Origin of the sequence: Atlantibacter hermannii, assembly GCF_009907385.1 — a bacterium.
Taxonomy (GTDB): Bacteria; Pseudomonadota; Gammaproteobacteria; order Enterobacterales; family Enterobacteriaceae; genus Atlantibacter; species Atlantibacter hermannii_A.
The window spans coordinates 34,359-56,546 of record NZ_JAAATR010000005.1; the positions used below are offsets into that span (position 1 = coordinate 34,359).

20 protein-coding genes are annotated in these 22,188 nt (G+C 50.9%); 11 read left to right on the forward strand and 9 right to left on the reverse strand.

Annotated features, from left to right (window positions below):
• Positions 1 to 26: 26 nt before the first annotated feature.
• Positions 27 to 620 (reverse strand): GTP cyclohydrolase II, encoded by a 594-nt coding sequence (gene ribA, locus GV764_RS01980; protein WP_161658841.1) that lies wholly within the window; start codon positions 618 to 620, stop codon positions 27 to 29.
• Between the two features lie 203 nt (positions 621 to 823).
• On the opposite strand from ribA, the gene pgpB reads away from it, so the two are divergent.
• From pgpB to yciH, 5 genes are all read left to right on the forward strand, one after another.
• The gene (gene pgpB / locus GV764_RS01985; RefSeq protein ID WP_161658842.1) at positions 824 to 1,585 is read left to right on the forward strand and encodes a phosphatidylglycerophosphatase B; all 762 of its coding nucleotides are present in this window, start codon (positions 824 to 826) and stop codon (positions 1,583 to 1,585) included.
• A gap of 151 nt (positions 1,586 to 1,736) precedes the next feature.
• Positions 1,737 to 2,042 (forward strand): LapA family protein, encoded by a 306-nt coding sequence (locus tag GV764_RS01990; RefSeq protein ID WP_161658843.1) that lies wholly within the window; start codon positions 1,737 to 1,739, stop codon positions 2,040 to 2,042.
• A gap of 4 nt (positions 2,043 to 2,046) precedes the next feature.
• Entirely contained in the window at positions 2,047 to 3,216 is a 1,170-nt protein-coding gene (lapB, locus tag GV764_RS01995) for a lipopolysaccharide assembly protein LapB (protein WP_161658844.1), read from the forward strand.
• A gap of 182 nt (positions 3,217 to 3,398) precedes the next feature.
• Positions 3,399 to 4,130 (forward strand): orotidine-5'-phosphate decarboxylase, encoded by a 732-nt coding sequence (gene pyrF, locus GV764_RS02000; protein ID WP_161658845.1) that lies wholly within the window; start codon positions 3,399 to 3,401, stop codon positions 4,128 to 4,130.
• Positions 4,130 to 4,456 (forward strand): stress response translation initiation inhibitor YciH, encoded by a 327-nt coding sequence (gene yciH / locus GV764_RS02005; protein WP_161658846.1) that lies wholly within the window; start codon positions 4,130 to 4,132, stop codon positions 4,454 to 4,456. Before pyrF ends, yciH begins: the two co-directional genes overlap by 1 nt.
• A gap of 108 nt (positions 4,457 to 4,564) precedes the next feature.
• On the opposite strand, the gene osmB is transcribed toward yciH, so the two are convergent.
• The 3 genes from osmB to GV764_RS02020 all read right to left on the reverse strand — a co-directional run bounded on the left by osmB (position 4,565) and on the right by GV764_RS02020 (position 6,152).
• On the reverse strand, positions 4,565 to 4,780 hold the full coding sequence (gene osmB / locus GV764_RS02010) for an osmotically-inducible lipoprotein OsmB (protein ID WP_161658847.1): 216 nt from the start codon (positions 4,778 to 4,780) through the stop codon (positions 4,565 to 4,567).
• A 253-nt stretch (positions 4,781 to 5,033) separates the two neighbouring features.
• Positions 5,034 to 5,792 (reverse strand): DNA-binding transcriptional regulator YciT, encoded by a 759-nt coding sequence (gene yciT, locus GV764_RS02015; RefSeq protein WP_161658848.1) that lies wholly within the window; start codon positions 5,790 to 5,792, stop codon positions 5,034 to 5,036.
• A 177-nt stretch (positions 5,793 to 5,969) separates the two neighbouring features.
• Entirely contained in the window at positions 5,970 to 6,152 is a 183-nt protein-coding gene (locus GV764_RS02020; protein ID WP_161658849.1) for a YciZ family protein, read from the reverse strand.
• Positions 6,153 to 6,361: 209 nt separating this feature from the next.
• On the opposite strand from GV764_RS02020, the gene GV764_RS02025 reads away from it, so the two are divergent.
• Positions 6,362 to 7,231, forward strand: a complete 870-nt coding sequence (locus tag GV764_RS02025) for a crotonase/enoyl-CoA hydratase family protein (RefSeq protein ID WP_161658850.1) — start codon at positions 6,362 to 6,364, stop codon at positions 7,229 to 7,231.
• Here the strand turns inward: GV764_RS02025 and pdeR are convergent.
• The 4 genes from pdeR to fabI form a co-directional block, all read right to left on the reverse strand.
• Positions 7,228 to 9,219 (reverse strand): cyclic di-GMP phosphodiesterase, encoded by a 1,992-nt coding sequence (pdeR, locus tag GV764_RS02030; protein ID WP_161658851.1) that lies wholly within the window; start codon positions 9,217 to 9,219, stop codon positions 7,228 to 7,230. The two genes, GV764_RS02025 and pdeR, sit on opposite strands and share 4 nt — an antisense overlap.
• Before the next feature lie 297 nt (positions 9,220 to 9,516).
• Positions 9,517 to 11,451: an exoribonuclease II gene (locus GV764_RS02035; protein WP_161658852.1), complete on the reverse strand. Its 1,935-nt coding sequence runs from the start codon at positions 11,449 to 11,451 to the stop codon at positions 9,517 to 9,519.
• A 100-nt stretch (positions 11,452 to 11,551) separates the two neighbouring features.
• Entirely contained in the window at positions 11,552 to 12,712 is a 1,161-nt protein-coding gene (locus tag GV764_RS02040) for a CMD domain-containing protein (protein WP_161658853.1), read from the reverse strand.
• A gap of 208 nt (positions 12,713 to 12,920) precedes the next feature.
• Complete coding sequence (fabI, locus tag GV764_RS02045) at positions 12,921 to 13,709, reverse strand: enoyl-ACP reductase FabI (protein ID WP_161658854.1); 789 nt, start codon at positions 13,707 to 13,709, stop codon at positions 12,921 to 12,923.
• An 857-nt stretch (positions 13,710 to 14,566) separates the two neighbouring features.
• On the opposite strand from fabI, the gene GV764_RS02050 reads away from it, so the two are divergent.
• The 5 genes from GV764_RS02050 (at position 14,567) to GV764_RS02070 (ending at position 21,364) form a co-directional block, all read left to right on the forward strand.
• On the forward strand, positions 14,567 to 15,121 hold the full coding sequence (locus GV764_RS02050; RefSeq protein ID WP_161658855.1) for a fimbrial protein: 555 nt from the start codon (positions 14,567 to 14,569) through the stop codon (positions 15,119 to 15,121).
• 48 nt (positions 15,122 to 15,169) lie between these two features.
• Positions 15,170 to 15,874: a fimbria/pilus periplasmic chaperone gene (locus GV764_RS02055; RefSeq protein ID WP_161658856.1), complete on the forward strand. Its 705-nt coding sequence runs from the start codon at positions 15,170 to 15,172 to the stop codon at positions 15,872 to 15,874.
• An 18-nt stretch (positions 15,875 to 15,892) separates the two neighbouring features.
• The gene (locus GV764_RS02060) at positions 15,893 to 18,460 is read left to right on the forward strand and encodes a fimbria/pilus outer membrane usher protein (RefSeq protein ID WP_161658857.1); all 2,568 of its coding nucleotides are present in this window, start codon (positions 15,893 to 15,895) and stop codon (positions 18,458 to 18,460) included.
• A 166-nt stretch (positions 18,461 to 18,626) separates the two neighbouring features.
• Positions 18,627 to 19,784: a fimbrial protein gene (locus GV764_RS02065; RefSeq protein WP_161658858.1), complete on the forward strand. Its 1,158-nt coding sequence runs from the start codon at positions 18,627 to 18,629 to the stop codon at positions 19,782 to 19,784.
• Positions 19,785 to 20,188: 404 nt separating this feature from the next.
• Positions 20,189 to 21,364: a fimbrial protein gene (locus tag GV764_RS02070; RefSeq protein ID WP_161658859.1), complete on the forward strand. Its 1,176-nt coding sequence runs from the start codon at positions 20,189 to 20,191 to the stop codon at positions 21,362 to 21,364.
• 17 nt (positions 21,365 to 21,381) lie between these two features.
• Here GV764_RS02070 and sapF read toward each other — a convergent pair whose 3' ends face one another.
• Positions 21,382 to 22,188, reverse strand: a complete 807-nt coding sequence (sapF, locus tag GV764_RS02075) for a putrescine export ABC transporter ATP-binding protein SapF (protein ID WP_161658860.1) — start codon at positions 22,186 to 22,188, stop codon at positions 21,382 to 21,384.

A 22,188-nucleotide genomic window follows, 5' to 3' on the forward strand; every position in this document is an offset into this window, starting at 1 on the left:
CAGGCCTTTTTGATCGTGCTGACTATTCAGTCGCGGGACAGCAGATGGCCCATTTTCGCGGCTTTGGTATCCAGGTAGTGTTCATTGTTCGGGTTGCGGCCCACTATCAGCGGCACGCGTTCCACGATGTTGATCCCCGCCTCGCTGAGAATTTCCACCTTACGCGGATTATTGGTCAGTAACCGTACCTCATTCACGCCCAACAGCTTGAACATATCGGCGCACAGGGTGAAATCACGTTCGTCAGCGGCAAAACCCAGCTGGTGGTTAGCTTCCACAGTATCGTAGCCCTGGTCCTGTAACGCATAGGCGCGGATTTTGTTCAGCAAACCAATATTGCGGCCTTCCTGACGGTGGTACATCAGGATCCCGCGGCCCTCTTCAGCAATGTGGGACAGCGCGGCTTCAAGCTGGAACCCGCAGTCGCAGCGCAGGCTGAACAGCGCATCGCCGGTTAAGCATTCGGAATGGACGCGTGCCAGTACCGGCGCGTCGCCAGTGATGTCGCCGAACACCAGTGCGACATGATCGTGACCGGTAGCCAGTTCTTCAAAGCCTACCATCAGGAAATCGCCCCAGGGGGTTGGCAGTTTGGCTTCCGCCACACGTTTAAGCTGCATGTGATTCTCCGGATCGTTATACGGCGTTTACACGCCAGCCACTATTTTGGCTTTCTGTTATTGGCGCTATTTTGCCACAATGCACTGCCGTTCGCCTACTGTGAGCCCGGTCACGCAAATGTTAAGCGCACAAAACTGACAGTAAATGGGTGAATGTTAAATTTTCGGTTATCCTTGTGTGACAATAAGATGAAGGAGAGGTCATGCTGTCGATTGCTACGCGCACCACCTTTGGCGCGGGATTGTTACTGGTGATGCCGCTGCTGGTCTGGATCTCCGGCTGGCAATGGGAACCCACTGCGGACTCAATCTGGCTAAAGGGTATGTTCTGGATCACCGAAACCGTCACCCAGCCCTGGGGGATCATCACGCATGTGCTACTCTGCGGCTGGTTTTTGTGGTGTTTGCGTTATCGCCTGCGCGCTGCAGTGGTGCTGTTTCTGATTTTAGGCGCTGCCATTCTGGTTGGACAGGGCCTCAAATCCTGGATCAAGGATTCGGTACAGGAACCGCGGCCCTTTGTTATCTGGCTTGAAAAAACGCGCCACGTTCCGGTAGACGACTTCTACAATTTAAAGCGTAAAGAGCGCGGGCATCTGGTCAAAGAACAGTTGCAGAACGAGGCGAACATTCCAGGCTGGTTACGCAAACACTGGCAGAAAGAGACGGGGTTTGCGTTTCCTTCGGGTCATACCATGTTCGCCGCCAGCTGGGCGCTGCTGGGCGTGGGGCTGTTATGGCCGCGCCGGCGCACCATTACGCTGGCAGTGTTATTAGTCTGGGCCAGTGGCGTAATGGGCAGCCGGATGCTGTTGGGTATGCACTGGCCGCGCGATTTGGTGGTCGCCACGCTGATATCCTGGCTGCTGGTTACGCTGGCTGTGTGGGTTGCTCAACGATTATGTGGGCCGTTCACGCCGCCGGTGGAAGAGAAAAAAGAGATTGCTGAACGTGAAAATGACTAGCGTTGCTTGAAAAGCATGCGCCAGACCCGCATTTATTCCTTTTGCAAGGGTGCATTCTCATTTCCCGATTAGCCAGAAAATGTTAATTTATAGCGTTACAAGAAAGAGTTGAACACGATTTATTCGCCCAAACCACATAACGGGAAGTAATGTGAAATATTTACTCATTTTCTTACTGGTATTAGCGATATTTGTCATTTCCGTCACGCTGGGTGCGCAAAATGACCAGCAGGTAACCTTCAATTATCTGCTGGCTCAGGGTGAATATCGTATCTCTACACTGCTGGCCGTGCTTTTCGCGACGGGGTTTATCATTGGCTGGTTAATTTGCGGGCTGTTCTGGCTGCGCGTGCGCGTACAGCTGGCGCGGGCTGAACGCAAAGTTAAGCGCCTGGAAAACCAGCTCTCTCCGTTGCCTGAAGCCACGCCGTCTGCCGCGCCTGCGGTAAAAGGCTGATTCGATGCTGGAACTGTTATTTCTGTTGCTGCCTGTTGCCGCCGCCTATGGCTGGTATATGGGGCGCAGAAGTGCACAACAGGCGAAGGATCAGGAAACCAACCGCCTTTCCCGGGACTACGTCGCTGGGGTTAACTTTCTGTTGAGCAATCAGCAGGACAAGGCGGTCGATCTGTTCCTCGAGATGCTCAAAGAAGATACCGGCACTGTTGAAGCGCATCTGACGCTCGGCAACCTTTTCCGTTCGCGCGGCGAGGTAGACCGGGCTATCCGTATTCACCAGACCCTGATGGAAAGCGCTTCGCTGACCTATGAACAGCGCTTGCTTGCGGTACAGCAACTGGGCCGCGACTACATGGCCGCCGGGCTGTATGACCGGGCGGAAGAGATGTTTGGCCAGTTGGTGGATGAAACTGACTTCCGCATCAGCGCGCTCTCGCAGCTTCTGCAAATTTATCAGGCGACCAGCGACTGGCAAAAAGCTATCGACGTGGCTGAGCGGCTGGTGAAGCTGGGCAAAGAGAATCATCGCGTAGAGATTGCCCACTTCTATTGCGAGCTGGCGCTGCAGTTGATGGCCAGTGACGAGATGGACAAAGCGCTCGGCCTGCTGAGAAAGGGCGCAGCCGCAGACAGCAGCAGCGCGCGCGTGTCTATCATGATGGGCCGCATTTATATTACTAAGCAGGACTATGCCAAAGCGATGGAATCCCTGCTTAAGGTGATTGAGCAGGACCGCGAACTGGTAGGGGAAACCCTGGAGATGTTGCAAACCTGCTACCAGCAGCTGGGCAAGCACGAAGAATGGGCAGAGTTTTTAAAACGCTGCGTTGAAGAGAATACCGGCGCGGTGGCGGAATTAATGCTTGCTGAGCTGATGGAGCAGCGTGAAGGCCCGGATGCGGCGCAGATCTATATCACCCGTCAGTTACAGCGCCACCCGACGATGCGCGTATTCCATCGCCTGATGGATTATCACCTGAATGAAGCGGAAGAGGGCCGCGCCAGAGAGAGTCTGCTGGTGCTGCGCGATATGGTCGGCGAGCAGATGCGCACCAAGCCGCGCTACCGCTGTCAGAAATGCGGTTTTACCGCCTTTACGCTCTACTGGCACTGTCCGTCGTGCCGGGCATGGTCCACGATTAAGCCGATTCGTGGTCTGGATGGACAATAAATTTTTTAACCCATTATTTTAGTTACAACATACTTTAAAGTTCAGGTATAGCTCAACGTGACGCCGTGCCACTATTCGTCAGGCAGGGCGCTAAGCGCCTGTAATTTTTCAGGCTCCGCAGGTAGAATGCTTGCCGTTTATTGTTTCGCGCCTTATCGGTGCCCCTATCAGAAGGTCTGGTCATGACGCTACTTGCCTCCACTTCCCGTTCTGCGACGGATTCACCGATTGTGGTTGCCCTGGATTACGATAACCGCGACAAAGCGCTGGCCTTTGTCGATCAGATCAATCCGCAGGATTGTCGGCTCAAAGTCGGCAAAGAGATGTTTACCCGCTTTGGACCGCAGTTGGTGCATGACCTCCAGAGCCGTGGGTTCGACGTGTTCCTCGATCTTAAATTTCATGACATTCCCAATACGGCCGCGAAAGCTGTGGCGGCAGCGGCAGATCTGGGCGTGTGGATGGTCAACGTTCACGCCAGCGGCGGGGCACGGATGATGCAGGCGGCGCGCGAGGCGCTGGTGCCGTTTGGCCAGGACGCGCCGTTGCTGATCGCCGTAACCGTGCTCACCAGCATGGAGGACAGCGATCTGGCAGATATCGGCATCACGCTTTCTCCCGCGGAACATGCCGAGCGACTGGCGCGTCTGACGCAGCAGTGCGGACTCGACGGCGTGGTCTGCTCGGCGCAGGAGGCGGTGCGCTTCAAATCGGCGCTGGGTAAAGAATTCAAATTAGTGACGCCGGGCATTCGTCCTGAAGGCAGCGCGGCGGGCGATCAGCGCCGGATCATGACGCCTCAACTGGCGCAACAGGCGGGTGTGGATTATATGGTCATCGGCCGCCCGGTGACTCAGTCGGAAAACCCATCGCAAACCCTGCGCGATATTCTGGCCAGCCTGCGGGAGGCGTAATGAAAGACGATAACAGCCGGTTAGTCTACTCTACTGAAACCGGGCGCATTGATGAGCCGAAAGCGCAGCCTGAGCGCCCGAAAGGGGACGGTATTGTGCGCATACAACGCCAGACCAGCGGACGTAAGGGAAAGGGCGTCTGTTTGATCACCGGCATCGATGAGGATGATGCGACGCTGAATAAAATCGCGGCTGAGCTGAAAAAGAAATGCGGTTGTGGCGGCGCGGTTAAGGACGGGATTATTGAAATCCAGGGTGATAAGCGCGATTTAATCAAATCGCTGCTGGAAGCGAAAGGGATGAAAGTTAAACTGGCGGGTGGATAAAATAATATGGCCACGGTAAATACCGTGGCCATTAATTTCGACTGCAGTAAAGCCAAACGTGAAATACTGTGCGTTCTTTACGTTAAAGCATTATTCCTGACACTGTGATTAGTCAATCTGGTGACCGATAATACCGCCCACCGCTGCGCCACCTAATGTACCCAGGGTGCTGCCGTCAGTCAGTACGGAACCACCAATTGCGCCGGCGCCCGCGCCGATAGCGGTGTTACGGTCGCGTTTAGACCAGTTGGAACATGCGCTCAGAGACATAACCAGGGTAACAGCGAGCATCGCAGCAGCGGCTTTTTTGTAATTTAATGTCATAATACTTTCTCCTGAATAATTGATTCACGGAAGGAAGTCACGCTTTAAGTATAGAAGCTCTCTGCCATATAAAACGTCTCTCCGTGAAACGGGGTTGCGTCAGGTCATTCACATCACGCAGGTGATAGTTACTTCCTGTGATATCGCTACAGTAATTTTAAATTCTTTGTAACATTGATACAGGTAAATAGTCCTAATTGGGCGATGGGAATAGTCTCAGAGAGTGGGCCGGCTTAACAGCGGCCCTAAAATATTACGCGGCGGGGAATTGTGGGATCAGGTTTACCTCGAGCCCGGTATGTTGAAGGTGGCGTAAAGCGTCGGCTTTAATCCCGTCATCAGTAATAACGCGACTAAAACTATTAGCCGGACTGAGCGTATAGGGATGCACTGCGCCGAATTTGGAACTGTCGGTTAGCACAATCGCTTCGCCACCTTTTTCAAGGACGGCGTTAACCACATCGGTGCGCATCATATCGCGACCGGTAAAGCCGGTTTCTGGCTGCCAACCATCAATGCCGATAAACGCCTTGCTGAAATGTACCTGGCGCACGTACTGGCGAGTGAGAGGACCCACCATACTTTCGCTTTTCTTCTGATAGATCCCGCCCAGCAAAATGACTTCGCAGTCCGTTTCTTTAAGAAGATGAGCAATGTATCCGCTAACGGTAATCAGGGTGACGTTTTTCTGCTCGGCAAGCGTGCGGGCCAGTAATGCGTTGCTGCTGCCATTTTCTATGAACACCGTTTCGCCGTCGTTCACCAGTGAGGCTGCGAACTCTGCCAGACGCCGCTTCAGCGCATAGTTATTCAACATTCGCGTTTCCACATCGTCGCTGTCCAGGGGAACCGCGTAACCGTGTGCACGGCGTAAATAACTGTGCTTCTCCAGTAGATTCAGGTCCTGGCGAATGGTCACCTCGGAAACGCCGGTGATTTTCGCTAAATCAGAGACGCTCATACGGCCCTGGTCGATGACCATTTGCAAAATAATTTGTTGTCGAGAATTCATATCAGCAAGTTTAGCGTGGCAGAGCCATCTATCAGTGAAGCCTGCTGTTCTGCGCGATGCACTATCACGCAGAACAGCAGTGCGAAAAGATGAGTGTGACCGTTTAAGCGCAGCGATTCAACTTTAAAAATATATGCTGCTTACAAAACCGCCAGGGGCGGTACGGTATCGCAGCAACTATATTTCCCACGGCGCTTTGGGCTGAAAGGGTAATTCATCGTCGCGCCCCTGGTCCTGCGCCAGTAATTCGGCTTTTAAAATTTCGAGATTATTAATGGCTGAGTGGTAATCACCGGCCACCAGAATATCCAGCACGGTGTCGATTCGATGGGCAAGGGCTTTGGCGTCGAGCGTTGACATGATGCGTCCTTATTCATTAAGCAGCCACCATGATGCTAAAAAGCGCTGCAAAAGAGAAGCCTTGAGGCGGGCTTTACGCCGGTCTCAACCAATTATTTGATCTTAAAACATAAAGAATAATTATAAATAGCTGCAATCACCCACCGACGTAATTGCGGTGAATTAGTCTTTCTCTGCGGTTACCGCATTCACATTAGAGAGGAATGACTATGACAGTTCTTAATCACCCCACCTGCAAATTATTCACCGATCCTGGCCGCTTCACGCAACTCTGCGCTTACTATGAGGAGGAGCGCCGTACCGTCTGGATGATGCTGCGGGCGCAGCCGCGGCCTTGCTTTAATCATGCTCTGATAGAAGAAATCATGAACCTGGGTTATCTGGTGCAGAAAAGTGAATACCGGGTCGATTTCTGGGTGACCGGTTCTCTGGTTCCAGGCATCTACAATGCAGGCGGCGATTTGCACTTTTTTGTCGATTGCATTCGCAACGGACGGCGTGAAGCGCTGCGCGCCTATGCGCGCGCCTGCGTGGATTGCGTACATGCGGCTTCAAGAGGGTTTGATACCGGCGCGATTAGCCTTGCCATGGTCGAAGGCAGCGCATTAGGCGGCGGGTTTGAGGCGGCGTTGGCGCACCATTTTGTGTTGGCGCAGCGCGATGCCCGCCTCGGTTTTCCGGAGGTGGCGTTTAATCTGTTTCCAGGGATGGGCGGCTATTCGCTGGTAACCCGTCGGGCAGGGATGCGGCTTGCCGAGAATCTCATTCTTACCGGCGAGTCGCACACCGCCGAATGGCATCAGCAGAATGGCCTGGTGGATGAATTATTCGAACCCGGCCAGGGCTATATCGCTACCCGGACCTTTATCGACACGCTGCAACCCCGGCTTAACGGCGTGCGCGCGATGTTACGCGCCCGCCAGCGGGTAATGACGCTGCCGCGTGCTGAATTGATGGATATTACCGAGGACTGGGTGGAGGCGGCTTTTTGTCTGGAGCCGAAGGATATCGCCTATATGGAACGGCTGGTGCTGTTGCAAAATCGCCACACCACCAGCGCGTTGCGAAAAGCCAGTTAACGCATCATTCTGGTTTGATAGCGTTTGAGCCAGCGCTCGAGTGCGGCAGCAGGCATTGGCTTAGCAAATAAGAATCCTTGCCGTTCATTGACGCCGTTCTTAGTCAGAAAGGCGTCTTCTTTTGCGTTTTCCACACCCTCTGCAATCACCTGGAGATTCAACGCCTGGGCCACGGCCACAATCGCGCGCACCAGCGACTGCGACACCGACTGTTTATGCACATTGCTGACAAAAGTCTGGTCGAGTTTTATCGCGTCGATGGGGAAACGCGCCAGCTGAGACAGCGACGAATAACCGGTCCCGAAATCATCCAGATGAATTTGCGCCCCGAGGCTGCTGAATTGCTGGATCACCGACAGCGCCAGCTCCTCGTTCTCAATTAAACAGCTTTCGGTTAGCTCTACATCAATGGGGCAGTATTCGAAATCCAGGTCCGCCAGCGCCTGTTTTAAATCGGTAAAAATGGTTTGATCGGCAAGCTGACGTGCCGAGACGTTAACCGCAACCCGCAGATTAATCCCTTTATCGCGCCACTTCGCCACCTGGCGCACCACATCGAGCATAACCCAGCGCCCAAGCGGCACAATCAGCCCCGATTCTTCCGCATAGGCGATAAAATCCTGCGGCTGGATCATACCGCGCTCTGGCGACTGCCAGCGCACCAGCGCTTCCACGCTGCGTACCTCGCCGCGCCAGGTAACTTTCGGCTGATAGTGGATAACCAGCTGATCGTTATCCAGCGCTTTGCGCAGATTAGTATCGAGCCATAAATACTCAAATACCCTTTGGTTCATCTCTGGCGAGAAGACGCAAAACTTGCCGCGCCCGCCTTCTTTAGCGGTATACATGGCGGTATCGGCGTTGCGGATCACGCTCTCATGATCCAACCCGTGCTGCGGCGCCAGGGCGATACCCAGTGAACAGCTGGTATAGACTTCGATAAGCCCGATGCGGAACGGCTGTTTCAACCGGGTGAGTATGCGTGACGCCATGGCTTCCAGCGCGCTCTGGGAGGTGTCGTTGGCCAGCACGATGAACTCGTCGCCGCCGAGCCGCGCCAGTACCTGTCCCTCTTCGAGGCAGCTTAATATCGCCAGCGAAACCGACTGGAGAAGCTGATCGCCGAACAGATGCCCATAGGCATCATTCACTTTTTTGAAATTATCCAAATCCAGATACACCACGCCGACCTGGGTTTCGGCGCGCTGGGTAATGGCTTCAGTAATTAACTCATATATGGCGTTGCGGTTGGGTAAACCGGTAACGGTATCGGTGTTGGCCAATACGCGTAAGCGCTCCTGGGCGCGCCGCTCTTCGGTAATATCAGTGCCGGAACAGATAAGAAAAATTTCATTTTTTCCGCTGCCGCTGTGGACAAATTTATTGCGGAATAAAAATAAGCGCTGCCCTTTACGGGTTTTAATCCACCGTTCGACTTCATATGAGTTGCCGTCGCGAAAGAACGTGGATATATTCTGACGGGACGCTGCGGCTTCCGTCGGGCTCATAAATAATTTATAGACGTTCTGGCCGATAACTTCGTGCTCTTTAAGCCCGGTGTATTCTTCACATAACCGGTTAAAGCGCTGGATATTTCCCATCTTATCGAGAATAACAATCACCGAATTCGCTTCGGATACCACTTGTTCGGCGAATGACAGTCCCTGGACTAAATCCCGTGCGACGGAAGGGGTATCATTCCACGCGGATGCCGTGCCTGCCCATTCCCGTCGGGAAATTTTTCGGCCCACTAAATGTAATGGCATCGTCACGCCAAAAAAAGAAACGTTAAGGGTGACGCTGGACGTGATTACCGTCATTTCACGTATTAGTGATGCTTCTTCGGGCGTCAGACTAATAACCTGATTGCTGTCGCCATTTTCCGTTGCGGATAATTGCAACGCGTTACTATCCAGCGGGAGCCGCCAGTAAGGGCTGGCCGTTCCCAAATAGCGATACAGCAAGTTTTGTTCCAGGTCATCTTTCATGGGTTCTCCTGAACACCGTTTTAAAATCGCAACCGCTGAATTTTATAACGAAAATCAAGCGTTACTGGCAAGCAGGATTAGGACGTAATTATTTTGTTTTTACAGAAGTTAATTGATTTTTCGTGGCAATGTGAAGTGTAGCACTAACTGATTAGTTCATCGTTATTAATGAATAACAACGCTGTACGTTATTTTACCGGATAAAGTCGACTGGCGCTGCGAGCAGAAACGATAATATTGATCCGCTTTCCCCGTTAAAATCCGAAAACTCCCCGGCGTTAACCGGGGAGGAAGGGATTACGCTGCCGGACGCGCAATCACGCTCCGGGTTTCCATACGCACTTCAGCAATGGTCACATCAATAACGTCAGTGACTTTATAGGCCACTTCGCCCTTGATCTGCACGGTGCCGTGTTCCTGGCTGCATACGAGTTCATCGCGCACAGCATGAAGGAACGGCGCAGGAATAAACGCCACCGCGCCATTATCCACCAGGCGCACGCGCATACCGCCGCGGCTGATATCGATAATTTCTGCCGCGAAGCGGGTATCGGTGCCGGCTTTGTCTTTCAGGAACCGCGCATACAACCAGTCGCCGACGTCGCGCTCCGCCATACGGTTGGCGCGGCGGCGTTCCGCCATCGGCGTCAGCACATCTTCCTGCGGACGCTCTGCGGTTTCGCCTTTGATGATGGCTTTCAGCAGACGATGGTTAATCATGTCGCCATACTTGCGAATCGGCGACGTCCAGGTGGCATAGGCTTCAAGACCAAGGCCAAAGTGCGCGCCCGGCTCGGTGCTGATTTCCGCGAAGGACTGGAAGCGGCGGATGCGGCTGTCCAGGAAGCCGGTTGGTTGGGCGTCCAGTTCGCGACGCAGTTTACAGAAGCCTTCCAGCGTAAGCACTTCCTGGGCATCAACATGCATGCCATGGGATTGCAGCAGGCTAGCCAGTTGCTCAGTATTCGCCGGATCGAACCCAGCGTGAACGTTGTAAATGCCGAAGCCCAGCTTATCGCGCAGCACGCGCGCGGCGCAGACGTTGGCAGCGATCATCGATTCTTCCACGATGCGGTTGGCGATGCGGCGCGGCTCAGCCACGATATCCAGCACTTCGCCTTTCTCGCCCAGCACAAAACGGTAGTCCGGGCGGTCTTTAAATACCAGCGCATGCTGGTGGCGCCAGCTGTAACGGCGCTCGCAGACCTGTTGCAGCAGGCGGATCTGGTGGGCAATGGCGTCGCTTTCCGGCTGCCATTCGCCGCTGTTTTCCAGCCAGTCGGAGACGTTGTCATAGGCCAGCTTGGCTTTAGACTCTACGGTAGCGGCAAAGAAACGAATTTCGTCAGCAATAGCGCCGTCCTGCTGGATCACCATGCGGCAGGCCAGCGCCGGACGCGCTTGATGGGCGCGCAGCGAGCAGAGATCGTCTGACAGCTCGCGCGGCAGCATCGGGATATTAAAGCCCGGCAAATAGTTGGTAAACGCCCTGACTTTCGCCAACCCGTCGAGTTTGCTGTTCGGTGCGATCCAGGCGGTAGGGTCGGCAATCGCCACGGTCAGCGCCAGGCTGCCGTCTTCACGCTGTTCGACAAACAGCGCATCGTCCATATCTTCGGTGCTGGCGCTGTCGATGGTGACAAAATCCAGCGCGGTGAGATCTTCGCGCACCAGGCCTTCATCCAGCATCTCCGTCGCCACGCCGTTTGGCGCTTCGCGCTCCAGATTATGGCGCGCCAGGGTGACCCACCACGGGGCGAAATGGTCGTCGCCAAAGGTGATGTACTGGGTGAGTTCCGCAAAGAAACCGCGATCGCCTTTCAGCGGGTGGCGGCGCATTTCTGCTACAGCCCAGTCGCCGTTCTGGAAATCATGCTCAACATTCCGGGCGGCGCGGCAGGAGATCACGTCTTTAATCAGGGGATGATCCGGTACGATGGAAAGACGGTCGTCTTTCTTTTGTATCCGGCCAACGAAGCGGGTCAGGAAAGGTTCAATCAGCGTTTCTGGTTCCGCGCTTTCTTTCTCTTTTTCAGTGTGGATCACAGCGCTGATCCGGTCGCCGTGCATCACTTTTTTCATCTGCGGCGGCGGAATGAAATAGCTTTTTTGCGCGTCAACTTCGAGAAAACCAAATCCTTTTTCGGTGGCTTTTACCACGCCTTCGGCGCGTGGCGTTTGGGAATGCAGTTGCTGTTTAAGCTGCGCTAGCAGCGGGTTATCCTGAAACATATTTTCGCATTTTCGTGGCCAATTGAGCGGCTGACAGTTTTACGCGATTCCGGGGGTGGCAGCAAGCGCTCTTTGCCCTCTCATCGCGAGTTCGCGCGGTTCAGACGATATCACCCAATCCCAGTTTCAGGCGATTAAGCCAGCCGCAGAACCCTGTCCATACCAGCAAGCGCAGCGCCTGATCGGAAGATAATCCTTGCGCTATTAACGGCTGAAAATGCGCCGGGCTAAAACGGTCGGGTGCGCGAGTCAGCCACTGGGCGGCGTGAATGACGGCTCGCTCTAAGGGATGATGATGGCTCCAGGCGTTCATGGCCCGTTCGCCGTTACGCACCGCATCGACCAGGCCTCCGTCACCGCTCCATGTCTGCGCCGTATCGTTAAAGCAGGCGACGCTACCGTTGATCCGGGCGCTGATCAGCGCGGCGAGACGGGCGACAGGGTAGATATCCTGCGAGGGCTGCAACTGCGTACTGAGCTCCACAAGAGGTTCTAGCGCCAGCGGATCCTGAATCATTATACCCGCCAGTTCGCGCAACAGCGGCTGCTGAGCGCACTGTAAAAAGCGCTCTGTAAGCCGTTCGTTAGCCAGCGGCGCGTCGTATTGAGGTAAATCGGCGCGCCACGTTGCCGACGTTTGTTGGAAACGTTCAGCGGGCGCGTCCTGCTGAATATCAAAACCCGGCAGCCAGCGTACCGGTATCCCCATCGCGGCTTGAAAAGCCGCAATCACTCGCGCCTGAAAACCGACAAAGCCGATAATCTGGTTAAACGCGACGATATCGCAGGTGGACAACCCGGCATCTTCGAGCTGGCGGCGTAAATTGCCATCAATCAACGTTGGCTGGCTGGCAAGTTGGCGCGCGTACTGGGTGATTAGCGTTAAGCGGCGATTGCTTTCCCGGGAGGAGTCAGGACCGGGCAACGGGGTGAGACGGGCAGCATAATGATTACACAGCCGCTGTACGCCATACACCTGCGCCACCGTGAGCGCGGTGCTCAGACGGTCATAGCTGCTCAGCGTATTGAGCCGGTTGGCTACGAGGTGCTCGGGGAAAAACAGCGCGCTCAGTTTACGGGCAGTGGATAACCAAAGCCGGTGAGGCGCCAGCAGGGCGGCATCGACCGTGAGATCCAACAAAAACCGATCCCGCACATGGGCAGCTTCCGGTACGAGCGACACCACATCATCAGGAAGACGACTTGACTGAGTTTCATGATACCAGTGGTTACGACCGGTTTCGCGGCGGCGTTGTTCCATGAGCTTTCCTTGAAAAAATGAAAGACCCAAAGCCCGATCGGCTTACCGGGCCTGGTTCGCAGCCTTATCCTGGCCTAAGGGCAACGGCCCACAAAAGATTGTTCAGTGATATTTAAGATCGGAAAGCTATAAACAAGGGGAGGGCAATACGGCGCGGGGAATAAAAAAGGCGGGCTTCAGGCCCGCCTTAGCAATCGAGCAGAGGGAATTATTTCAGTTCCAGCTCGTTCATCGCAGCGATGCTGAAGCCGCCGTCGACGTGAACCACTTCGCCGGTAATGCCTGCGGAAAGATCGGAGCACAGGAAGGCTGCGCTATTACCCACATCTTCAATGGTAACGGTACGGCGAATCGGGGTTACCGCTTCGCAATGCGCCAGCATTTTACGGAAGTCTTTAATACCGGAGGCCGCCAGCGTGCGGATTGGACCCGCAGAGATACCGTTAACGCGCACGCCTTCCGGACCCATTGCATTGGCCATATAACGAACGTTAGCTTCCAGCGAGGCTTTAGCCAGGCCCATCACGTTGTAGTTCGGAATCGCGCGTTCTGCACCAAGGTAGGACAATGTCAGCAGCGCGGAGCCCGGATTCAGCATTTCGCGGCTGGCTTTTGCCAGCGCTACAAAGCTATAAGAGCTGATGTCGTGAGCGATTTTAAAGCCTTCGCGGGTTACGGCGTTAACGTAATCGCCATCAAGCTGGTCGCCAGGCGCAAAACCGATAGAGTGCACGAAGCCATCGAATTTCGGCCAGACTTTTGCCAGTTCTACGAACAGCGCATCGATGCTCGCGTCTTCAGCCACATCGCACGGCAGTACGATGTTTGAGCCCAGTTGAGCGGCAAACTCTTCCACACGGCCTTTCAGCTTGTCGTTTTGATAGGTGAACGCCAGTTCAGCTCCTTCACGGTGCATCGCCTGTGCGATACCGAAGGCGATGGAAAGTTTGCTGGCAACGCCAGTCACCAGAATGCGCTTACCGGTAAGAAAACCCATAGCTTTTAATCCTTATCGTCGTTACTTATTTTGTTTTAAAATCATGCGATTATGAGTCTAAAACCAAATTGCATGGAATGCAGGCGGAAATTATAGCCCCCAAAGGGGCTGATTTGTCACGCCTTTTTGTGAAATGAGTATGCTCGCGTATAACACATCATTCACATCAGTGATACTTTTTATAGTATACCATGACTTTAAAGAGGGACTGATCCAACCTTTCCAGGTGCGCACATGCCAGTCGTAAGTATTGCATAGCAAGGAAATATGAAATATTGCATCGCAACTATAAATACAATCATGGAAAAAACGGGTAATATTTCCATGGTTTATTTATTGCCATTTCAGCGAAGTATTCTCGGCTCAGGACATAAGAGGCATTATTGGCAACATAAAAGGATGTTAATTTAAAATTAACAAATGCTTCGCATGCAAACGCACAGCTTATCCGTAGTTATTATTAATTTCTTATTAGTTGAATAAGGTAATTATTGTTGTGTGTAATAACGTTATCCCCTAACCAAAGAAAATTCTACGTATGAGTTCTGCATATTAATTGCAGAAATATTAAATTTGTGTAGAGTGCGTGTTAAAATCAGGCGCTGCTCTGTAATTGTAATAGTTGCTCTTATATTTTAAATGTCCATAATTACACTTTAATTAAATTGCATGCTATATGTATTTTTTTTAAAATTACAGTGAAGTGAAAATATATTACACTTTCAACTAATGGTTATTTATATATAAATAACCGTAAAAGACGAATACCTGAAGTCGACATATTATGTTTATGGATATTTAAATGGGCGGCGGTACAGGAATTCTTCAAGAGTTTAAACGATTTATAAGGAACATAAATGAAACGTTCAATATTAGCTGCAGCACTTATGCTTGCTTTTGGTTCTGCACATGCTGTGTCAACGGGCACTATCAATTTCGAAGGTCAAATCACTGATGCCACTTGCGATGTAGCGGTAGATGGGGATACATCCGGATTGGCCACCGTAAAACTTCCGGAAGTCAACAAATCGGCCCTGGCAGTGAAAGATGCTACGGCTGGTGGCGTTTTATTCACGATGACCCTTTCCAATTGCGATTTAGGTACAGACGTTCCGGTTACTAAAGCCAGTGTATTTTTCCAGGCAGGAGATACGGTCGATCTGAATACCGGGCGTCTGAAACAAACTGCTACGACCGATGCAGCAACCTTAGTCTCTTTGCAACTGTTTGATCCTGAAGCGGGCAAACCCATTCAAGTAGGCTACGCATCACAGATCGACGATAACACGTACAAAACGATTACCGCCTCGGGAACAGCGGATTTGCATTACGGCGTTCGTTACTATGCTGAAGGCGCCGTGACACCAGGGAAAGTGACGTCAAAGGTTGTTTACAACCTGATGTACAAATAATTTCACAAAACCCATTTCTTTAATCATTTAATTCACGAAGTGCCGCCAATGTTGAATAAAAATATCTTGTTGTTAATGACTTTAGCTTTATGTATTGGGCGAGTCGATGCCAGTGTGATTGTTGGCGGTACTCGTGTGATTTATCCAGAAAGTGAAAAAGAAGTCACTGTAAAGGTAAACAATACGGGTAGCAAGGGTGTGCTTATTCAAAGCTGGATTGATGATGGCGACGCAAATGCAAATCCGGATTCTATAAAGGTCCCTTTCGTCATTAAGCCGCCTCTCAATCGAATCGATGCAGGGAAGGGCCAAACATTACGAATTACTTATATGGGTGGTGCGCTAGCCCGGGATCGAGAAACATTATTTTGGTTGAACATCCTTGAAGTGCCGCCGGTTTATAAATCAGAGAGCAACAAAAATAATCTTCAAATAGCCTATCGAACTCGAATAAAACTGCTTTATCGCCCTACAGCGTTACAAACTGATCCGGGAAAAGCAATGACTTCTTTGAAATGGCGCATGACCAGTGATGGGCTTGAAGCAAAAAACGATTCTCCTTACTTCGTCAATTTATCCGATATTCGCATAAAAAAAGCAGGTAAATACAAAATAATCAGTGCAGATAAAGTCCCCCCCTTTGGAACTGCGGTATTCCCTCTGAAGGGTGAGACAATTAATAAAGGTGACGCCCTTATATACGACTATATCAATGATTGGGGTGCGTTGAATGCAGTAGATTTTTCTCTTTGAGATTCTAAGGCATCTTAAGTGAATAATATATCTCGCGGATCGCTGTGTACGATCGCTAATGTCTATTTTATCGTTTTCTCGGCAGTGAGTGGTTATTTGCTTCCTTGCGAATATGCATGGGGTGAAGAACTCGATAACGCCGATGACAAGGAACAACTGGAATTTGACCCGCTCTTTCTTAATGGCGGAGCAGCCAGAAGTGTCGATTTAAAACGGTTTTCGGAAGGGAATAATATCGAACCTGGCGAATACTCCGTTGATATATATGTTAATGATGTTGCGATTGGCAACAGCACAATGCTGTTTGAGGAAGTCCCTAAAGCTGGTGTGATGCCCTGTTTCAAACAGGATTTGCTGTTGAATAGCGGGGTCAACATTAATGAGCTTTCTTCCGAGATTATTACCCGACTTAAAAATGACGAATGTATTCCAGTAAAAAAAATATCTCAGGAAATCGGTTACCGGTTTGATTACGGTGAACAACGGCTTGACCTGTCAGTGCCACAAATTTTGCTTCAGAATAAGGACCGGAATTATGTCAGACCTGAACTCTGGGACCGTGGCATTACGGCAGGGCTGGTGGGTTACAACGCCAACTACTACACCACGCGAAGCTCGGGAATAACCAATGAGTCCGCCTATGTGGGCATCAATTCGGGTTTCAACGTCTTAGGGTGGAATTTCCGGCATAACGGCGCGCTTAACTGGCAAAGTGATCAGGGTAGTGACTATCAAAGCATTAATACCTATGTGCAGCGTGACATTATTCCCCTGAAAGGGCGTTTGACTGTCGGTGAAAACAGCACAGGTGGACAAGTCTTTGATTCTATCCCTTACAGAGGCGTTGAGTTACAAGACGATGAAAGGATGTTGCCTTCTGATGAAAGAGGCTATGCACCTGAGGTGCGGGGTATTGCCAGAACGAATGCGAAAGTCACTGTTCGTCAGAATAACCTGGTAATCTATGAAACGACTGTCGCGCCTGGTGCTTTTGCAATCAATGATATATATGCATCAGGGTATGGCAGTAACTTGCAGGTGACAGTGACAGAAGCGGATGGCAGTACGCAAACGTTTGAAGTGCCTTTTGCCTCTGTTGCTCAACTGTTGCGCCCTGGAGCGCAGCATTACGATTTTATTGTGGCGCGCTATAACGATACGGCTATTTCGCAATCGCCATTATTTTATCAGGCAACCTACCAACGTGGGTTGACCAATCTGATTACGCTCTACGGCGGAGCGCAGTTCAGAGAAAATTATTTAGCTGTGCAAATGGGTAGCGCCTTGAATACCTTCTTTGGCGCGGTAGCATTTGATATCACACAGGCTAATGCAAAGTTTGACCATAGCTTGCCAGATGAGCCGACTTCCGCTTCGGGGCAGAGTTATCGTATCAGCTACAGCAAGTATATTACTGCCACAGACAGTAATTTCGCGATAGCTGCCTACCGTTTCTCTACCAAAAATTATCTTGATTTTAAAAATGCCATCGAAACGCAGGATGCGCTGGAACATAACCGAAGCGCATCGTCTGTATATCGGCCAAAAAGCCGCATCAGTATTACGGCGAACCAGGGTTTACCTGAAGGATGGGGGCAGATTTATATCTCAGGTTTTGCACAAAACTACTGGAATTCAGATACTAACTCGGACTTTCAGTATCAGTTGGGCTATTCAACAACATGGCATTCCGCCACGTTAGGGTTAAATGCCAGCCGCACCCGCAATAACGGGGGCGATATGGAAACGGCGTTTATGTTCACGGTCAGTATGCCGCTAAGCGGAGGAGCCTTTGCGCCACAATTCAACGGCAGTTTTACCCGAGATGGCCAGGGCAACACGGGTGAGCAGATGGGGCTCTCGGGCTCTTTCGGTAATGAAAATCAGTATAACTATGGGCTTTCCGCAACAGATTATAGTAACTCTAGTCCCAGCTATAACGTTAATGGCCAGTATCTTTCTTCTTTTACCCGCATCAGCGGCAACTATGGCAAGAGTAAAGATTATTCAAATGCCTCGGTGGGTTTAACGGGGACGTTGCTCGGTTACAGTGGCGGGATCATGTTCTCCCCTTATGTCAGCGACAGCTTTGCCATCGTTGAAGCGAAGGGGGCAACGGGCGCCAGTATCTCTACTCTACCTGGCACAAAGGTCGATTACTGGGGGCATGCCGCGGTTCCCTATCTTAACCCGTACCAAATTAATGAAATTGCGCTTGATCCAAAAGGCATGAGTGATAATGCAGAATTAGATTTTTCCAGCCAGACAGTTGTTCCCCAAGCGGGTGCGGTGGTGAAAGTCAAATACAACGTCCAACAAGGTTATCCGATTTTAATGAACGTTAGTATTCCTGACGGCAGTACGCTTCCCTTTGGCGCCGATGTGTTTAATTCCGAAGGAAGAAGCGTAGGGACAGTCGGCCAGGGCGGTCAAATTTATGCTCGGGTCGATAAAGCGAAAGATACGCTACATGTTAAATGGGGAGAGAGCAGAGATCAGAATTGCAACATTTCTTATATCATTCCCGCTGTAGATGATGAAACGGCGTCAAAAAATGTTATTCGTTTCAATTCTCAGTGTAAATGAACATCGGAAGTATCATGCTAAAAATTTATATCCAGAAAATTATTTACGATTTGTCTGTCGACAAATAGTAGACAGCAGTTAAAGGCATTCTCTGCTTTAGCTCGCGTTGTCTTTCATAACAGAGAAAAAAGCAAACGCGACTACCACCGTCAATAACAGGATAATTATGTTAATGCTTTCAAATAAAAGGTTCTTAATATTTATTGCAGGTTGGTTTTTCTGTGTGACGGTACTGCTGTTTGGTATGACGACGAGGGCGTACGCAATAAACTGTTCTGCGGCTAACCAAACCCCTGAAGTTTTCACCGTCACCATTCCCAGTAATCTTTCTGTGGGGGCGGATATCCCCGTAGGCAGTACGATGTACCGTGCAGCTATTATACAGGCAACAAGTACGGGTATTACGTGCGATGCACCGTTCAACGTAACGAACTACTATTCGGTCAGTAGTCAACCTTCCGGACCTGCTTTTTTTATTCCCATGGCGGATCTCACCGGGCCGGTATATCCGACAAATGTACCGGGTGTCGGTGTCGCAGTCTGGTTTGCAAGCAATGCCTTTTCGTTGGATAATCCTAAGGCGATAGGTAGTTACAGTAAATCTGGTGCGGGGCCAGCGGTAACTCAAAAGTCATTTGATTTTTCCTTAATTAAAACCGGACCAATTAATCCATCTGTAAGTGTGCTGGGTAGTTCGTTCCCGACCGTCATAACGTATGCAGCAGCAACAAGCGGGTATACCGGTTTACCCATCACAACCTTACGGGTTAACTTTAACGGCAGTTTGAATCTTACCGTACCAACCTGTACCATAAATGACCAAACCATCAAGTTGGGAAGCGTTGATCTTAAAAAAACCTTTACCGGCCCGGGCTCGGTAACCGGCTGGGTGGACTCCTCAATTCAGTTGAAGAACTGCCCAACATTTTATGGTTTTTACGGTCAATCTAAAGCACAGGGGATAACTGGTGCGGGAACGCCATCGGGAGGAACACGCAGGTCGAATATGATTACTGTTTCGCTAAACCCGCTTACTGACTTTTTGTCAATCAACGACGGGATTTTTGCTGTAACAGGCACTAATGATGACAGTGATGCCGCGAAGGGCGTCGGGATACAACTGGGTTATTCCCCCGATATAAATGCTCAACCGACATCCCCCACGACGATCTGGAAACAAGGGATCACCTGGGACCTTACCATGCCCAGTGATGGAAGCGTTAATTTACGTATTCCTCTTGCCGCCCGGTATTATCAGACTGCTGCGAGAGTTACATCCGGGGTAGCAAATGCTAAAGTCGTCTTCACCCTTACTTATAAATAACAGGCTACCTGTGATGGTGAGTCGATGAAAAGATCGTCGTGAATATCAGTTATAAAGAGTTGACAGCTATAATCTTAAAAAAATTTATAAAAGAGTTAATCTAATACTGCAATAGGGACTGTAGGGAGAAAACGACTTTTCTTATATTGTTTTTTAGTAACTCTCGGGCTGAGGATTTTGGCGACGGAAAATACAGTCTCCTCGCCATGGCCAGGGTAATTATTTTCCTGCATTCGCTTTGAATCGCAGTATTGATAATGTTTTTTTATCAATAAGCCGTTGTTAATAACAGTAAGTTTGCGACGCAAACGGTCCATTTACTTGAAGGTCTGACAGATAAATGTTTTAACCGCGAGAATTTTAGTGCTTCATCCAAATAAACTTTGCGTGATTTGGTGGTTAACATGAAAAATAAAATATCACACGTTTTAAAATTCTTTGCTATTTTCCTTTTTCTTAAGGCGGGCTCTGCGTTTGCAGTCATTACGTGTAATATTGACACGGTGAAAACGTTTACCACTACGTTAAATGCAACCATCTCTGTAGGCGCGGATAAACCGCCAGGAAGCATCATTTACGCCGCTACGCTGGGCGGCAACTCCTGGACCGATTTATTGAGTTGTGATGCAGCCTGGTCGTTGACGATGAAATATAAAGCCAACGATACGGGTGACAGTCTGCGTATCAGTAATCCTCCGTATTTGCCTGGTGATTATTATCCAACCAATGTGCCGGGGATAGGTTATATGCTGGTTGCGCCTTCAAGCTTGACCAGTACAAAAAATACCGTGACAGGAACCACGCCATTAACTGATAACACCTGGGGAATGCCTTCGGCGGGCGCGCGAAATTATGGCCTGAGGATTTATGTGATTTTAATAAAAACTGCGCAGGGTCCTGTATCAGGGAATATTAACGCCGGCGCTTTTCATTCAGTAAAGTATTACACACCGCCTGCGCCAGGTTATGTATTTAAAGCAGGGCCCGGAAATGATGGTGACGGTCTTAAGTTAGCTGTCTTTCAGTTTTCGGGTAATATCATGGCTCAGGCACCGGCCTGCGAGTTTGATAACCAAACGGTGAAAATTGGCGATCATATTATTACTCAGGAAATGAAAACCTCAGGCAGCGCGACCAGCTGGTATGACGCCTCGGTGACGTTAAAAAACTGCGCTAACTTTACCGGATATTATTCTTCTGACAGTACCGGGCAATCCACCAATGGCACCGGCACCGCAACAGGCGGCACGCCTCAAAAAAATCTTTTCTCCATTACTGTAAACGCAGTGTCGGGAACAACGAGCGAAGGGTACATCACTTTAACGGATGCTGCCGGGAATGCTGATAAAGCGGCCAGAGGCTATGCCTTACAGCTGGGCTATACGCCAGACAATATCAATGCTTCACCAACACAGCCTGCAAAAATATGGAAGCCCGGCGATAACTGGACAATCTCTGTGCCCCTCAATTCATCCGGGACGTTAAAAATTCCTTTAGCGGCTCGCCTGATCAGAACCCAGCAGAATGTGATGCCGGGCCCGGCAGACGCAAAAGTGGTGGTCAGTATCAGCTATAAATAACCGTCTTCTTTACGGGTTCAGCGGTCTTTACGCCATGCATCCGCCGTCAGCGCCTCGCCGAAATGGCTGGCGATTAAGCGGCGGGTTAAATCATGCAGCGGCGAGGCCAGAACATCCGCCGTGCTGCCACGCTCCACCACTTCACCCTGATGCATCACCATCACCAGGTCGCTGATGTGCTTCATCATGCCGATATGCTGGGTAACGTAGATATACGAAATCCCCTGTTTTTCCTGTAACTCCAGCATCAGGTTGATTAACTGGGAACGCATGGACATATCCAGCGAGGCCAGCGCCTCATCGGCAATAATAACTTTTGGACGTAAGATCAGCGCGCGTGCCAGCCCAAGGCGCTGCTTCTGGCCTGGCGCCAGCATGTGCGGGTAATAGCTGGCGTGATCCGGCAGCAGGCCTACCATCCGCAGCGTTTCCAGAATCTGCTTTTGACGCCGCTCCGGTCCCAGATCGGTGTTCAACCGCAAGGGGAAGTCGAGGATTTGCGAAACCCGCTGGCGCGGGTTTAACGATGTCGACGGATCCTGGAAAATCATCCTGATGCGCTGGCTGCGGAATGAGTAATCGCCGTAGTGCAGTTTATGGTCGTCGATCACCACGTCTCCGCTGGTAGGCTCTACCATCCCGGCCAGCATTTTTGCCAGCGTCGATTTCCCCGAACCGTTTTCACCGATGATGGCCAGGGTTTGCCTTTCACGTAGGGTAAAGCTCAACGGCTTGACGGCTTCGACGGTCTGTCGGTGAAACCAGCCGGTGCGATAGCGAAAGGTTTTACTGAGATTGCGAACTTCTAACAACGTCTCGACCAT

Excerpts from the sequence above, each read along its gene's own strand:
- osmB (WP_161658847.1), bottom strand. The coding sequence starts at position 4,780 with ATGACATTAAATTACAAAAAAGCCGCTGCTGCGATGCTCGCTGTTACC.
- pyrF (WP_161658845.1), top strand. The coding sequence starts at position 3,399 with ATGACGCTACTTGCCTCCACTTCCCGTTCTGCGACGGATTCACCGATT.
- GV764_RS02025 (WP_161658850.1), top strand. The coding sequence starts at position 6,362 with ATGACAGTTCTTAATCACCCCACCTGCAAATTATTCACCGATCCTGGC.
- pgpB (WP_161658842.1), top strand. The coding sequence starts at position 824 with ATGCTGTCGATTGCTACGCGCACCACCTTTGGCGCGGGATTGTTACTG.
- GV764_RS02050 (WP_161658855.1), top strand. The coding sequence starts at position 14,567 with ATGAAACGTTCAATATTAGCTGCAGCACTTATGCTTGCTTTTGGTTCT.
- ribA (WP_161658841.1), bottom strand. The coding sequence starts at position 620 with ATGCAGCTTAAACGTGTGGCGGAAGCCAAACTGCCAACCCCCTGGGGC.
- pdeR (WP_161658851.1), bottom strand. The coding sequence starts at position 9,219 with ATGAAAGATGACCTGGAACAAAACTTGCTGTATCGCTATTTGGGAACG.
- yciH (WP_161658846.1), top strand. The coding sequence starts at position 4,130 with ATGAAAGACGATAACAGCCGGTTAGTCTACTCTACTGAAACCGGGCGC.
- lapB (WP_161658844.1), top strand. The coding sequence starts at position 2,047 with ATGCTGGAACTGTTATTTCTGTTGCTGCCTGTTGCCGCCGCCTATGGC.
- yciT (WP_161658848.1), bottom strand. The coding sequence starts at position 5,792 with ATGAATTCTCGACAACAAATTATTTTGCAAATGGTCATCGACCAGGGC.
- GV764_RS02035 (WP_161658852.1), bottom strand. The coding sequence starts at position 11,451 with ATGTTTCAGGATAACCCGCTGCTAGCGCAGCTTAAACAGCAACTGCAT.
- GV764_RS02040 (WP_161658853.1), bottom strand. The coding sequence starts at position 12,712 with ATGGAACAACGCCGCCGCGAAACCGGTCGTAACCACTGGTATCATGAA.
- GV764_RS02055 (WP_161658856.1), top strand. The coding sequence starts at position 15,170 with ATGTTGAATAAAAATATCTTGTTGTTAATGACTTTAGCTTTATGTATT.
- GV764_RS02065 (WP_161658858.1), top strand. The coding sequence starts at position 18,627 with ATGTTAATGCTTTCAAATAAAAGGTTCTTAATATTTATTGCAGGTTGG.
- fabI (WP_161658854.1), bottom strand. The coding sequence starts at position 13,709 with ATGGGTTTTCTTACCGGTAAGCGCATTCTGGTGACTGGCGTTGCCAGC.
- GV764_RS02070 (WP_161658859.1), top strand. The coding sequence starts at position 20,189 with ATGAAAAATAAAATATCACACGTTTTAAAATTCTTTGCTATTTTCCTT.
- sapF (WP_161658860.1), bottom strand. The coding sequence starts at position 22,188 with ATGGTCGAGACGTTGTTAGAAGTTCGCAATCTCAGTAAAACCTTTCGC.
- GV764_RS02020 (WP_161658849.1), bottom strand. The coding sequence starts at position 6,152 with ATGTCAACGCTCGACGCCAAAGCCCTTGCCCATCGAATCGACACCGTG.